Source organism: Nocardiopsis protaetiae (assembly GCF_045446735.1).
Lineage (GTDB): Bacteria > Actinomycetota > Actinomycetes > Streptosporangiales > Streptosporangiaceae > Nocardiopsis > Nocardiopsis protaetiae.
The window spans coordinates 1-12,824 of the sequence record NZ_JBJJBV010000212.1 but is presented as its reverse complement, the minus strand read 5'-3'; the positions used below and the strand labels follow the sequence as shown (position 1 = coordinate 12,824).

11 protein-coding genes and 2 tRNA genes are annotated in these 12,824 nt (G+C 69.9%); 10 read left to right on the top strand and 3 right to left on the bottom strand.

Features of this window, described 5'->3' with window-relative positions:
- Nucleotides 1-333 precede the first annotated feature (333 nt).
- The 5 genes from ACJOT3_RS25915 to ACJOT3_RS25895 all read left to right on the top strand — a co-directional run bounded on the left by ACJOT3_RS25915 (nt 334) and on the right by ACJOT3_RS25895 (nt 4,794).
- Nucleotides 334-1,437, top strand: coding sequence for a PP2C family protein-serine/threonine phosphatase (locus ACJOT3_RS25915; RefSeq protein WP_406975715.1), 1,104 nt, complete (start codon nt 334-336; stop codon nt 1,435-1,437).
- Between the two features lie 261 nt (nt 1,438-1,698).
- On the top strand, nt 1,699-3,042 hold the full coding sequence (gene mgtE, locus ACJOT3_RS25910) for a magnesium transporter (RefSeq protein ID WP_406975714.1): 1,344 nt from the start codon (nt 1,699-1,701) through the stop codon (nt 3,040-3,042).
- A gap of 68 nt (nt 3,043-3,110) precedes the next feature.
- Nucleotides 3,111-3,326, top strand: coding sequence for an Rv0909 family putative TA system antitoxin (locus tag ACJOT3_RS25905; RefSeq protein ID WP_406975713.1), 216 nt, complete (start codon nt 3,111-3,113; stop codon nt 3,324-3,326).
- Nucleotides 3,327-3,367: 41 nt separating this feature from the next.
- Nucleotides 3,368-4,228 (top strand): peptidoglycan DD-metalloendopeptidase family protein, encoded by an 861-nt coding sequence (locus tag ACJOT3_RS25900; protein ID WP_406975712.1) that lies wholly within the window; start codon nt 3,368-3,370, stop codon nt 4,226-4,228.
- Between the two features lie 20 nt (nt 4,229-4,248).
- Nucleotides 4,249-4,794, top strand: a complete 546-nt coding sequence (locus ACJOT3_RS25895) for a (2Fe-2S) ferredoxin domain-containing protein (protein ID WP_406975711.1) — start codon at nt 4,249-4,251, stop codon at nt 4,792-4,794.
- A gap of 40 nt (nt 4,795-4,834) precedes the next feature.
- Here the strand turns inward: ACJOT3_RS25895 and ACJOT3_RS25890 are convergent, their stop codons facing one another.
- The 3 genes from ACJOT3_RS25890 to ACJOT3_RS25880 all read right to left on the bottom strand — a co-directional run bounded on the left by ACJOT3_RS25890 (nt 4,835) and on the right by ACJOT3_RS25880 (nt 7,568).
- Nucleotides 4,835-6,697, bottom strand: a complete 1,863-nt coding sequence (locus ACJOT3_RS25890; RefSeq protein WP_406975717.1) for an ABC transporter ATP-binding protein — start codon at nt 6,695-6,697, stop codon at nt 4,835-4,837.
- Nucleotides 6,698-6,796: 99 nt separating this feature from the next.
- Nucleotides 6,797-7,288: an adenylyltransferase/cytidyltransferase family protein gene (locus ACJOT3_RS25885; RefSeq protein ID WP_406975710.1), complete on the bottom strand. Its 492-nt coding sequence runs from the start codon at nt 7,286-7,288 to the stop codon at nt 6,797-6,799.
- 209 nt (nt 7,289-7,497) lie between these two features.
- Nucleotides 7,498-7,568: transfer RNA gene (locus ACJOT3_RS25880), tRNA-Gly, on the bottom strand.
- 167 nt (nt 7,569-7,735) lie between these two features.
- Here ACJOT3_RS25880 and ACJOT3_RS25875 point away from each other — a divergent pair.
- The 5 genes from ACJOT3_RS25875 to clpX all read left to right on the top strand — a co-directional run bounded on the left by ACJOT3_RS25875 (nt 7,736) and on the right by clpX (nt 12,700).
- Nucleotides 7,736-7,810 (top strand) — tRNA-Pro (locus ACJOT3_RS25875).
- A 224-nt stretch (nt 7,811-8,034) separates the two neighbouring features.
- Complete coding sequence (tig, locus tag ACJOT3_RS25870; RefSeq protein ID WP_406975709.1) at nt 8,035-9,501, top strand: trigger factor; 1,467 nt, start codon at nt 8,035-8,037, stop codon at nt 9,499-9,501.
- Between the two features lie 334 nt (nt 9,502-9,835).
- Nucleotides 9,836-10,459, top strand: coding sequence for a ClpP family protease (locus ACJOT3_RS25865; RefSeq protein ID WP_406975716.1), 624 nt, complete (start codon nt 9,836-9,838; stop codon nt 10,457-10,459).
- Between the two features lie 101 nt (nt 10,460-10,560).
- Nucleotides 10,561-11,217 carry an ATP-dependent Clp protease proteolytic subunit gene (locus ACJOT3_RS25860; RefSeq protein ID WP_306366503.1) on the top strand — a complete coding sequence of 219 codons (657 nt, stop codon included), beginning with the start codon at nt 10,561-10,563 and terminating at the stop codon, nt 11,215-11,217.
- A 211-nt stretch (nt 11,218-11,428) separates the two neighbouring features.
- Nucleotides 11,429-12,700 carry an ATP-dependent Clp protease ATP-binding subunit ClpX gene (gene clpX, locus ACJOT3_RS25855; protein ID WP_406975708.1) on the top strand — a complete coding sequence of 424 codons (1,272 nt, stop codon included), beginning with the start codon at nt 11,429-11,431 and terminating at the stop codon, nt 12,698-12,700.
- Nucleotides 12,701-12,824 lie beyond the last annotated feature (124 nt).

The window sequence follows — 12,824 nt, the reverse complement described above, 5'->3', positions numbered from 1 at the left end:
GGGCGCACGTGCGCGGGGCCCCGGAGCGGGTTTGGGCCGACCCCAAACCCGCGATTATGGGGGAGAACACCGACGGATGCACGTGCCAGTCGGACATCCCCCGCGCTACAGTTCGTGCACAGCGGCCCGGTTCCGTCCCGGCCGCCGCCCGGCGGTGCCCACGGCCCGCCGCCACGACCGCGGGCGGGTCCCCACACCGCCCTTGCCACCCGTCGTACGTCCCGAGCCGGGGACGGCGCCGGGACCCCGCCGGGCCGCCACGGCCGCGGCGCGGGCCACCGAGCCGACCGACACCGAACCCCCGCGGGCGGGCGCGCCCGCACAGAGGACTGCATGAAGCCCACACCGAACGCCAAGGCCACCCGACTGCTGCGCACGACCGCGCAGCGGATCGTTGCGGTCCTCCGGCGCAAGGTGCTCTTCCGCTACCGGCTCGTCCTCATCACCCTGGTCGCCCTGGCCGTCGGCATCGGCGTCGGCGCCGTCTGGGGCCCCGCCGGGTGGTTCCCGCCCAGCTCCACCATCCTCACCGTCCTGGCCGGCGGCCTGCTGCTCAAGCGCAAGAGCCTGGCGGCCCTGCTCGGCGTGGTCGCGGCCGTCCTGGTCTTCGTCGCCGCCATGCTCGACTTCGGGCAGGTCGGCCCCGGGCTGCTGGTCACCATCGGCGTCACCGCCGTGCTGTCCTACCTGCTGTCGGGCGTGCGCGAGCGCCTGGGCGTGCAGGGCCTGAGCGGCGAGATGATGCTCCTGGACCTGCGCGACCGGCTGCGCCAGCAGGGCCGACTGCCCGCCCTCCCCGAGGGCTGGGGCCGCACCGCCGTCCTGCGCCAGGCCGGGGGCTCCTCCTTCGGCGGCGACTTCGTCGTCTCCGACCGCGACGGCGACCGGCTCGACATCGCCGTGGTCGACGTCTCCGGCAAGGGCGTCGACGCCGGGACCCGCGCCCTGATGCTCTCGGGCGCCTTCAGCGGCCTCATCGGCGCGGTGCCCACCAAGGACTTCCTGGCCCACTGCAACGACTACCTCATGCGCACCGGCGGCGGTGAGGGATTCGTCACCGCCGTCCACCTCAGCATGGACCTGGCCACCGGCGAGTACAGCATCGCCTCCGCCGGGCACCCGCCCGCGGTCCAGTTCGACGCGGGCACCGGATCCTGGACGACCACCGAGGCCAAGGGCGTGGTCCTGGGCGTCATCCCGGAGATGACCTACACCTCGGTCCGCGGCCGCCTGCGCCGCGGCGACGCCATCATGCTCTACACCGACGGCCTCATCGAGACCCCCGGCGAGGATCTCGACGCGGGCATCGACCGGCTGCTCGGCGCCGCGGAGACCCTGGTCACCAAGGGTTTCTCGACCGGGGCGGGGAAGATGGTCGACGTCCTGAGCAAGGACAAGAACGACGACTGCGCCCTGGTCGTCCTCTGGCGCGACTGACCGCCCGCGACACCCCCCGGGCGGGGCGGCGGACCCGCGCCCGGCCCGGGGACGGGTAAGGTTCGGGGTGCTCCCCGTCCCGCGTACGGCGGCCGTCTCCGTACACGTCCCCGGATACCCGTGCGCGCCCTCCTCATCCCCGGCGCCGACTCCGCGCGGTCCACCACACCAGTGACGACGGGACCCGGAGCCGTCATACGCAACCGGTGTCGTCCGCAGCCGTGTCCTGCGGGCGGAGGAGAACGCGAGGGGGTGCTTCGCATGTCAGAAGGCGAGCGCGCTGAAGAACTCACCGAACTGGTCGAGAACAACGACCTGACGGGAATCCGGCTCTGGTTGGCCGAACATAGGCCCTACGAGATCGCCGACGAACTCTCCCGCATGGCGGGTCGACAGGCGATCATCCCCTTCCGGCTCCTGGACAAGGACCGCGAACTCGAAGTCTTCGAGGAACTCGACCCCGGCCAGCAGCAGGCCATCCTCCTGGGCCTGCGCGACGGCGCCTTCCACGAGATCCTCGAAGAGATGGACCCCGACGACCGGGCCCGCCTCATCGGGGAGGCCCCGGCCAAGATCGCCACCCGCGCCCTGGCCGGGCTCAGCCCCGCCGAACGCCGGATGACGGCGGCGCTGCTGGGCTACCCCGAGGACGCCGTCGGCCGGTTCATGACGCCCGAGACGGTCGTCCTGCACCACGACCTCACCGTCGGCCGCGCCCTGGAGATCGTCCGTGCCAAAGGGGCCGACGCCGAGACCATCTACACGCTGCCGGTGGTCACCGACGGCCGCCGCCTGGTCGGCACCGTCACCCTGGGCGACCTGGTCGTCAACGACGACGTCCGGCTGATCAAGGACATCGTCGACATACTGGCCCCGCGGGTGCGTGCCACCCACCCGGCCGAGGACGCCGCCCGCCTGATGCAGGAGGCCAACCTGGTCTCCCTGCCGGTGGTCGACTCCGAGGACCGGTTCGTGGGCCTGCTGACCTTCGACGACGCCCTGGAGCTCATCGAGGCCGCCGACTCCGAGGACATGGCCCGCCAGTCCGGTGCCAGCCCCGTCGGCGACCACTACGTCAGTGTCGGGGTGCTGCGCCTGGTCGGCGCCCGCTCGGTGTGGCTCATGCTGCTCATCGTGGCCGCCACCCTCACCGTCAACGTGATGCAGGTCTTCGAGGCCACCCTGGAGGAGGTCACGGCGCTGGCGGTGTTCGTGCCGATGCTCATCGGCACCGGCGGCAACGTCGGCGCCCAGTCCGCCACCGCGATCGTGCGCGCCCTGGCCGTCGGCGAGGTGCGGGTCCGCGACCTGCCCCAGGTCATCTGGAAGGAGGCCCGGGTCGGGCTGCTGCTCGGTGTGATGCTCGCCGGCCTGGCGCTGGTCATCGGCGCCCTGCTGGTCGGGTTCGACGTGGCCGTCGTGGTGGCCTTCTCGGTGATCGCCATCTGCACCTGGGCGGCGATCATCGGCTCGTCGATGCCGCTGCTGGCCCGCAAGGTGGGCGTGGACCCGGCGGTGGTGTCCTCCCCGATGGTGGCGACCCTGGTGGACGCCACCGGCCTCATCATCTACTTCTCGGTGGCCCGGCTCATCCTGCACATCTGACCGGGTGGCATAACCGGGGGTGACACCGGGTATCGCCCTGGGTGCAGGATGGACCGAAGGGGGAATCCATGTCCGGTGCCGGAGATGCGTTCGACAAGCTGAGGAAGACCGTCGACGACAACGCCGACAAGGTCGAGGGGCTGGTCGGCAAGGCCGCGGACGCCGCCAAGAAGGCGACCGGCGGCGCCCATGACGACAAGATCGACAAGGGGGCCGGAGCCGCCACCGACTACCTGCGCAAACAGGCCGAGAAGAACCAGGCCGGCAAGAACAGGGAACGGTAGGCCGGTTCGATGGGGCGGGATCGGGCGTTCACAATGTGAAGATGCCCGATCCCGCCCCGTCCCGTTCCCAGGTGTTCCTGGCCCGTGTCCGCGTCCCCCTGATGTGGGCCGCGGGTGCCGCCCTCCTCGCCGGGTACGCCGGCCTGTCCTGGTGGGCGGGCTGGTCCCTGCTCGCCGTCGCGCTGGCCGTGTACCTGAGAGCGGGCACCGTCCGCTGCGCCCCGCGGGTGCTGGGCCCGCCGGTGCGGGGGCGGTGGATGGCGCTGACGAGCCCGGTGGACGCGGTCCCCAGCCAGGGGACCCACGCCTACGGGCAGACGCACGCGCTGGGCCTGGTCGCCGAGGACGGGACCCGGCCCGACATCGGGTGGCGGCCGCTGAGCCGCCCGCCGCAGGACTTCCCCGCGTTCGGGGAGCCCGTGTACGCGCCCGCCGACGGGGTCGTCGTGGCCGTGCACGACCGGCGCCGCGACCACCGCAGCCGCAACTCCTGGCCGTGGCTGCTGGGCTCGGTCGTGGAGAACGCCCTGCGCGAGCTGCTCGGCCCGGCCGGTCTGCTGGGCAACCACGTGGTCGTCGACGTCGGCGGCGCGTACGTGCTGCTCGGCCATCTTCAGAAGGGGTCCATCACGGTCCGCCCGGGGGACCGGGTGGCGGCGGGCGATCCGGTCGCCCGCTGCGGCAACTCCGGGGCGTGCCTGGAGCCGCAGCTGCGGATGCAGCTCATGGACCACCGGTGGCCGCTGGTGGCGGCCGGGCTGCCGTTCCTGTGGGCGGCGGGCTGGGACGGGAGGTCCGACACCGCGGGGCTTCCCGAGACCTGGAGGCCGTTCGACGTCCCCGCTGGTCAGAGCGGTTCGGCGGAGGGTTACCCTGAGGCTGATGAGGTAAGGCGTACCTAACGTTTCGGTAAGGGGGCGAAGTGGGGGAGATCGACGGACGGCCCTGTCGGCTCACGGTCTGCCGCGGCTGCTGCTGCGGGACCAGGAAGAAGGTCCCGGGCGTCGACCACAAGGCCCAGCTCGCCCGCCTGTCCGCCATCGACGACCACGCCGGGCGCACCGTCCCGGTCCGCACCAGCAAGTGCCTGGGCATCTGCTTCCAGGCCAACGTCGTGGTCGTGCAGCCCTCCCAGGCGGGCCACGCCGCCGGGGCCAAGCCCGTGTGGCTGGGCGAGATGACCGAGGACAAGCTGCTCGACGCCCTCGACGACTGGATCTTCGACGGCGGCCCGGGCCTGGCCCCGCTCCCCGACGTCCTGGCCGACCACGTCACCTCCAAGGACGCCAAGAAGCCCAAGAAGCGCAAGCGGCCCAAGAAGGCCAAGGTCGCCAAGAAGGAGCGCAAGAAGGCCGAGAAGCGCAAGGCCGAGAAGGCCGCCCGCCCCAAGGGCAAGAAGAAGGACCGGGACAGGCGGGACAAGCGGGACAAGAAGGGCAAGAAGAAGGACGGGCGCCGCAAGAAGTAGCCGCGGCACCCGTCCCTCGTCCGTTCCCTCCGGCCGCCGTCTAGTGGTCCTGCGGCGCGAACTGGGTCCGGTACAGCGCCGTGTACAGGCCGCCCCGGCCCAGCAGCTCCTCGTGCGTGCCCCGCTCCAGGATCCGCCCGTCCTCCAGGACCAGGATCTGGTCGGCCTCGCGCACCGTCGCCAGCCGGTGCGCGATCACCAGGGACGTGCGCCCGGACAGGGCCTCGGCCAGCGCCTCCTGCACCGCCGCCTCCGACTCCGAGTCCAGGTGCGCGGTGGCCTCGTCCAGGACCACCACCGACGGCGAGCGCAGCAGCAGCCGGGCGATCGCCAGACGCTGCTTCTCCCCGCCCGACAGCCGGTACCCGCGGTCGCCCACCATCGTGTCCAGCCCGTCGGGCAGCTGCTCCAGCAGCGGGCCCAGCCGCGCCATCCGCAGCGCCGCCTCCATCTCCTCGTCGGTGGCGTCGGGCTTGGCGTAGCGCAGGTTCGCGCCCACCGTGTCGTGGAACAGCTGGGCGTCCTGGGTGACCACGCCCACCGCCTCGCGCAGCGAGTCCGCGGTGGCCTCGCGCAGGTCCAGCCCGCCGATGCGCACCGCGCCCTCGGTCGGGTCGTACAGCCGCGACACCAGGTGCGTCAGCGTCGTCTTGCCCGCGCCGGAGGGGCCCACCAGGGCCACCATCGTCCCGGGTCCGGCCCGCAGCGACACCCCGCTCAGTACCTGGGTGTCGTCGGCGGCGCGCCCCTGCGGGTTGAGCTCCAGCGACGCCACCGAGGTCTCCTCGGCGCCCGGGTAGCGGAACGACACGTTGTCGAACTCCACCCCCACCGACCCCGGCGGGATCGGCCGGGCGTCCGGGGACTCCTTGATCGCGGGCTCCAGGTCCAGGATCTCGAAGACCCGGTCGAAGGACACCAGCGCGGTCATGATCTCCACGTGCACGTTGGACAGGCTCGTCACCGGCCCGTACAGGCGCACCATCAGCGTGGTCAGCGCCACCAGGGTGCCGACCTCGAACGCGCCGTCCACGGCCAGCATGCCGCCGACGCCGTAGACCATCGCGGTGGCCAGCGCGGTGATGGTGCCCAGCATGGTGAACAGCAGGCCGCCGAACACCGCCTGGCGCACCCCCAGGTCGCGCACCCGCGCGGCCCGGCGGGCGAACCCGTCGGACTCGTCCCGCGGGCGGCCGTACAGCTTGACCAGCATGGCCCCGCCGACGTTGAACCGCTCCGTCATCAGGGAGCTCATGTCGGCGTTGGTGTCCATCGCGTCCCGCGAGATGTGCGCCAGCCTGCGGCCGATCAGCTTGGCCGGGACGAGGAACAGCGGCACCAGCGCCAGCGCCAGCAGGGTCACCTGCCAGGACAGCGCGAGCATGGTGATGATCACTGCGGTGGCGCTCACCAGGTTGGACACCACCGACTGGAGGACCGAGGTGATCGCCCGCTGGGCGCCGACCACGTCGGTGTTCAGCCGGCTGATGAGCGAGCCGGTCTGGGTGCGGGTGAAGAACGCCAGCGGCATCTTCTGCACGTGGGTGAAGACCTGCGTGCGCAGCAGGTAGATGACGCCCTCGCCGATCCGGGCGGACAGCCAGCGGCCGGTGAGCGCGAGCACGCCCTCCAGCAGGGCCAGGCCGCCCGCGGCGGCGGCCAGGGTGATCACCAGGGAGCGGTCCCCGGGGATGATGCCCTGGTCGATGATCGTCTTGAGCAGCAGCGGGTTGGCCACCACGATGGCGGCGCTCACCGACGTCACGAGCAGGAACAGAAGTATCGCCCGCCAGTGGGGGCGGGCGTAGGAGATGATGCGACGGGTGATGCCGGGGGGCAGTTCCTGCCCGCGGGCGCTTCCGTCGTTGACCAGGGCCCTGTAAGAGGGCCGACCGGACATCATGGTCATACGGGCCTCGATTCGCGTTACGCGTGGGTCAACAACCGCTCGCGCGTCCCGCTTCCCGAGGCGCCCCCGCCGGGTGTTCCAGGGACGGGGTGCTCAGAGGGCGTGGGCGAGCCTGCCCAGCGCGGCGGTGGTGGAGCGGCCGGGGGTGAAGGGGAGCTCCCAGGCCAGGGCGCCCAGCGCCTCGGCGCCCAGGATCTTGGCCCGGGTGTAGCGGTCCCCGGCGGTGAAGGCCAGGGCGGCCGGGGCCAGCGGCCGCAGGACCTCGGCGTAGGCCGACCAGTCGGCGACCGCGGGGGGTCCGTCGATGACGAAGGACCCGGTCACACAGCTCAGGGCGGCGACCGTCTCGGCGCGCTCCTCGGCGGGGTTGACCGGGCGTCCGGGGCCCTTCCAGGCGCGGACGCGCTCGTCGCACTCGATGCCGACGACCAGGGGCAGGCCCCGGTCGGCGATGGCCTGGAGGAAACGGATGTGGCCGACGTGCAGGACGTCGAAGACCCCGGTGACGACCGCGGGACGCTCCAGCCCCTCCGGTCGCTCGAACCAGCGTGCGCTCAGCGCCGTACCCGTGCCCGTGTCCGTCATCCAGTCACCCGATTCTCACAGGGGTGCCCGTGTCCGGTTTCGTCGGCGACCCCGCCCGAAAGGTCAACGTACCCGGTCGGGCCGGGTATTCCGCGCCCGGGTCCGAACGACGTTCGGCCCTGGTGGGGGAGTCCGACCCGGGCCGGTCCGCGGGACCGGGCGCACGAAGGCGGGGGCCGGTGCGTGCGCACCGGCCCCCGCCGTGGAAGAGCGGGCGACGAGAATCGAACTCGCATGACCAGCTTGGAAGGCTGGGGTTCTACCATTGAACTACGCCCGCGTGGCGCCGGAGCCTTCGAGTTTCCTCTAGACTCGTTGAGCCGACGGGGACAAGAGTACAGTCTCCGCAGCGTTGGTCGCACACTCCTTTTGCGGGAACGTGCGGGCGGCGTGTTCGGTCCGTGCCGGGAACCCGGAGCCGAACACGGCGTCCGGGGATCAGGCGTACGGGGTGTGGCGCAGCTTGGTTAGCGCGCATGCTTTGGGAGCATGAGGCCGCGGGTTCGAATCCCGCCACCCCGACGAAACCGGCCACGGCCACGGCTCCGGCCGTGCGCGGTGGCCCCCTGCGCATCTGCCCTAGACTTGGTGCGATCAGCAGGAAACTGTAAGTCCCAGCCCGTCGCAGGGCACCCCGACGCCGGAGATCGTCAGATCGGGCGGGGGTGCGCGCGTGCATTCGCCGTTGTGTGGTGCGCCTGCGGGCCGACGCGGACACCAGCCGGCAAACCTAGGAGTACCGCCCCGTGAAGACCGTTGTCGAGGAGCTGAGCCCGACCCGGGTCAAGCTGACCATCGAGGTGCCCTTCGAGGAGCTCGATCACGCTTTCGACGTGACCTACAAGTCGCTCGCGAAGCAGGTTCGGATCAAGGGCTTCCGCCCGGGCAAGGCGCCGGCGCGACTGATCGACCGCTACGTCGGCCGTGGCGCTGTGATCAGCGAAGCGGTCAACCACGCCGTTCCCGAGCTCTACAACGAGGCCATCCAGAAGGAGGAGATCTTCGCGCTCGGCCAGCCCGACGTGGAGGTCACCAAGCTGGAGGACAACGACGAGCTCGCCTTCACGGCCGAGGTCGACATCCGTCCCAAGTTCGAGGTCTCCGACTACAAGGGGATCGAGGTGACCGTCGACAACGCCGAGGTCACCGAGGAGCAGATCGACGAGCAGCTCGGCTTCCTGCGCGAGCGCTTCTCGACCCTGGTCGGCGCCGAGCGCCCGGTGGAGGACGGCGACCACGTCTCCATCGACCTGTCCGCCGCCATCGACGGTGAGAAGCTCGAAGACGTCGCCGTCAGCGGCTACTCCTACGAGGTCGGCACCAACACCATGCTGGAGGGCCTCGACGAGACCCTGCGCGGCCTGGAGTCCGGCGCCGAGGCGACCTTCACCACCACCCTGGTGGGCGGCGAGCACGAGGGCAAGGAGGCGGACGTCACCGTCACCGTGCACAGCGTGAAGGTCAAGGAGCTGCCCGAGCTGGACGACGAGTTCGCCCAGCTGGCCAGCGAGTTCGACACCATCGCCGAGCTGCGCGAGGACGTGCGCAAGCGCATGACCGAGGTGCGCCGCCTCCAGCAGCTCTCCTCCGCCCGTGACAAGGCCCTGGAGAAGCTGATCGAGTCGATCGAGCTGCCGCTGCCCGACGCGGTCGTCGACGAGGAGATCCAGCGCCGCCGCGAGAGCCTGGAGCAGCAGCTCGCGCAGAGCGGCCTCACCAAGGAGGCCTACCTCGAATCGCAGGAGAAGACCGAGGAGGAGTTCGAGGAGGAGCTGACCACCGGCGCCCGCTCCGCGGTCAAGGCCGGGTTCATCCTCGACCAGCTGGCCATCCAGGAGGACCTGAGCGCCGACCAGGGCGAGCTCAGCCAGTACGTCTTCGAGCAGGCCCAGCGCATGGGCGTCAGCCCGGACCAGCTGGCCCAGCACCTGGTGCAGTCCAACCAGATCCGCGTCGCCTTCACCGAGGTCGTCCGCGGCAAGGCCATGGACCTGGTGCTGTCCTCCGCGAAGGTCACCGACGAGGACGGCAACGTCGTCGAGCAGGAGACCGAAGAGGAGAAGGCGGCCAAGGCCGCCGCCGAGGCCGCGGCCGCCGCGGTCGAGGGCCTTGAGGTCCTGGAGGACGCCGGGGAGGCCACCGAGGCCGAGGAGACCGTCGAGGTCACCGAGGTCGAGGCCGACGCCGACACCAAGGCCGACGAGGCCAAGTAGTCGCGCAGCTTCGAGCTGAGCGTTCGCGGGCCCCGCACGACCCTTCCCGGGTCGGGCGGGGCCCGTCGCTTTCTCCCGGCCGGTCCCGTCCTCCCCGGCGGGCCCCGCCGGTCCCAGGGGCCCCGGCCGTTCCCGGATGCGGTCGGAACGCCCGTTATTCCCACTCCCGACCGCCTTCTTGTTCGCCGTCGGGAGAACCGGGCCTGCCGGGCTTGCGTCACCCTGCGCTCAAAGCGAACAGGCACGGTATCCGTGCAACCCCGGTGTCGGTCGGCGTTAGTGTCGCTGTATCGCAACCGTTTCGATTCCGGAGCAGGTGACGAGAGTGCCGCCGATCTTTGATGAGTCCTCGCGATTCGACGCTCGTACGTCGGAGACGCAGTTTTCCCCTTTTCTTGAGCAGACGCCTCAGCGCCTGTTGCGCCAGCGAATCGTTTTCCTCGGCCAGCAGGTCGACGACGAGATCGCCAACCGCCTGGTGGGCGAACTCCTGCTGCTGTCCGCAGAGGACCGCCAGCGGGACATCACCCTGTACATCAACTCGCCCGGCGGTTCCGTGACCGCGGGCATGGCGATCTACGACGTGATGCAGTACATCCCCAACGACGTCCGCACCGTGGGCATCGGCATGGCCGCCTCGATGGGCCAGATGCTCCTGTGCGCCGGTGCGCCCGGCAAGCGCTACGCGCTGCCGCACACCCGCGTCATGATGCACCAGCCGTCCGGTGGCATCGGGGGCACCGCCTCCGACATCCGCATCCTCGCGGACCAGCTGCTGTACGTGAAGAAGATGTTCATCGAGAAGATCTCCGAGCACACCGGTCAGACGGTCGAGCAGATCGAGAAGGACGCCGACCGCGACCGCTGGTTCACCGCGCAGGAGGCCAAGGAGTACGGCTTCATCGACGAGGTCCTGGAGGGCACGCTCGACGTGGTCGGGGCCGCAGGCAGCGCGTGATCGGAACCGTCGGGCCCGGAGCACCGGGGCCGGTACGGTGACCCCGCCCGACCCGGCGGTGCCGGGATCGGCGTAGTGCGTGGAAGCGTGGAAGGCGTGAAATGACCGAGTTCAACCCCTTTATCGGCGGCACGGCCCCGATGTCTCCCCAGGGCCGCTACGTCCTGCCGTCCTACGTGGAGCGGACGTCCTACGGCGTCAAGGAGATGAATCCGTACAACAAGCTCTTCGAAGAGCGGATCATCTTCGTCGGCGTGCAGATCGACGACACGTCGGCCAACGACCTGATGGCGCAGCTCATCACGCTGGAGCAGCTCGACTCCGAGCGGGACATCCAGATGTACATCAACTCCCCGGGCGGGTCGTTCACGTCGCTCATGGCGATCTACGACACCATGCAGTTCGTCCGCCCGGACATCCAGACGGTGTGCATCGGCCAGGCCGCCTCCGCCGCGGCGATCCTGCTGGCCGGCGGGACCAAGGGCAAGCGGGGCGCGCTGCCCAACGCCCGCATCCTGATCCACCAGCCCGCCACCGAGGGCATGCACGGCCAGGCCAGCGACATCGAGATCCAGGCCAACGAGATCACCCGGATCCGCACCCAGCTGGAGACCACCCTGGCGCGGCACACGGGCCGTACGCCCGAGCAGGTGTCCAAGGACATCGAGCGCGACAAGATCCTGACGGCCGAGGAGGCCAAGGAGTACGGCATCATCGACTTCGTGCTCCCGTACCGCAAGGCCTCTCTGAACAAGTAGAGCCCGCGGGCACAGGTCGAGAAAGCGTCGACCGGACCGGCCGCCAACCCGCCCGGAAGGGCCCGGTGGTGAAGCCGGTCCGGTTTTTCGCTTAGTCTGGCGAAAGAGCGACACACGGATCGCCCGTCCGTGAACGGACGGGTGCGGGGTATCGGACCCCGCACCGCCGCCTCACGCGGCATCGGCGGCCTTAGTTTCGAGGAGTGGCTGGGTGGCACGCATCGGCGACGGCGGGGACCTGCTGAAGTGCTCGTTCTGCGGCAAGAGCCAGAAGCAGGTGAAGAAGCTCATCGCCGGCCCCGGCGTCTACATCTGCGATGAGTGCATCGACCTCTGCAACGAGATCATCGAGGAGGAGCTCGCCGACTCCACCGAGCTCTCCTGGGATGCGTTGCCCAAGCCGCGGGAGATCTACGAGTTCCTGGACTCGTATGTGATCGGGCAGGAGCAGGCGAAGAAGGCGTTGTCGGTGGCGGTCTACAACCACTACAAGCGGGTGCGCTCGGAGGGGGAGCGCCCGGGTGGTGAGGATGTGGAGATCGCGAAGTCGAACATCCTGCTGCTGGGTCCGACGGGGTCGGGCAAGACGTTGTTGGCGCAGACGTTGGCGCGGATTTTGAACGTGCCCTTCGCGATCGCGGATGCGACGGCGCTGACCGAGGCGGGGTATGTCGGTGAGGATGTGGAGAACATCCTGTTGAAGTTGATCCAGGCGGCCGATTACGACGTGAAGAAGGCCGAGACGGGGATCATCTACATCGACGAGGTGGACAAGGTCGCCCGGAAGAGTGAGAACCCCTCGATCACGCGGGATGTGTCGGGTGAGGGGGTGCAGCAGGCGTTGTTGAAGATCTTGGAGGGGACGACGGCGAGTGTGCCTCCTCAAGGGGGGCGTAAGCACCCGCATCAGGAGTTCATCCAGATCGATACGACGAATGTGCTGTTCATCTGTGGTGGGGCGTTTGCGGGGTTGGACAAGATCATCGAGTCGCGGACGGGGCGGCAGGGGATGGGGTTCAACGCGGTGCTGCGCTCGAAGGAGGATCTGGCGGGGGGCGGGTTCGGTGAGGTGATGCCGGAGGATCTGTTGAAGTTCGGGATGATCCCGGAGTTCATCGGGCGGTTGCCGGTGATCACGAGTGTGCATGATCTGGATCGGGAGGCGCTGATCCGGATTTTGACGGAGCCGCGTAATGCGTTGGTGAAGCAGTATCAGCGGTTGTTCGAGTTGGACGGTGTGGGGTTGGAGTTCACGCCGGACGCGTTGGAGGCGATCGCGGAGCAGGGGATCATTCGGGGGACGGGTGCGCGTGGGTTGCGGGCGATCATCGAGGAGGTGTTGTTGTCGGTGATGTACGAGGTGCCGTCGCGTGAGGATGTGGGTCGGGTGATCATTTCGCGGGAGACGGTGATCGACAACGTGAATCCGACGATCGTGCCGCGGGCCCAGGTGGAGCCGACCCGCCGCGAGAAGTCCGCCTGACCGGCCGCTCGAACTCGAACAGTACGCGCCGAGAAGCACAAAGGGATGGTGCCCTCCCCGGGGAGGGCACCATCCCTTTGTGCATCCGTGGTGGGCGGGATCAGTCCTCGTTCTCCAGGACCGC